Here is a 920-nt window from a genome sequence, read left to right on the forward strand (position 1 = left end):
GGCCAGCCATCTCGTCCCCCGGCAGGGGCATATCCCCCAGCACCTGCCCCACTGCACGCAGCGGCCGCTTCACAGGCTCATACAAGAACGGGGGGACTTTCTCGGCATGCCGGGCAACCAGCAAGAAGCGCTTCCGGGATTCCGCGAGGTTCCCGAGCTCACCACAGTCGTGCGTGGTTTCCGCAACGTGGTAGCCATACCGCTCCAGGAGAGCGGTAATGCGATCGAGCAACTGACGACCCCGGTTCGCGATCCTGGGCACGTTCTCGAATATCAACAACTCAGGCGGATCATCAGCCCAAGCCTCCATCGTCAGCCAGATACCGCGCAGCGTGAGGCCATTCAGCGCCTGATACCGGGGGGTCGTGCTGCGGCTCTGGCTGAGAAGCCCGGAAAACCCCTTGCAAGGGGCGCTCAGGAACACGATATGAGGCCGTTCGCCTCCGGCGGCGGACTGAATGTCCGCCGGCGTGGCTTCACGCCACCCCACGGGTGGCTCAGCACCATGGAAAGCCATGTATTGCTCACGATCGAACAGGTCGATCACGGTGCCCGGCGCGCCCGCCTGGCGGCCAAAATCCGCGATCGCAGCCGGATCTGAGTCGACACCGCCTAGACAGCGAAACCGAGCCTCCATCGTCCCCACCCGGGCGTGGCCACGATTGAACCCGTCAGCACCGCCGCCGAGGCCACAGAACAAGTGGAAATGCCGAATTTCATGTTGATGCGTCATGCAGGCCTGCCTCCTTTGTAGCGCAAGCAATACGCTCATTGAGCGTATTCAAATTACGCGCAATGAGCGTGTAGTTCAAGATACTTCCAGCAAAGAAAAAGGCCGCTCCGGATGGAGCGGCCATGGGGTGGATGAGTAGGAATGCTAGAGCGATGCGCTGACCCAGCGCTTCACCTGGTCATCCAGG

The 920-nt window shown here is 61.7% G+C and carries 1 protein-coding gene; it reads right to left on the bottom strand.

Annotated elements, in window-relative coordinates:
• Positions 1 to 733: DNA cytosine methyltransferase (locus ACGTN6_RS20595; protein WP_394594923.1), on the bottom strand; the 733-nt coding region annotated here is incomplete at its 3' end.
• Positions 734 to 920 lie beyond the last annotated feature (187 nt).

Origin of the sequence: Halomonas sp. B23F22_20 (assembly GCF_043496985.1) — a bacterium.
GTDB lineage: Bacteria > Pseudomonadota > Gammaproteobacteria > Pseudomonadales > Halomonadaceae > Halomonas.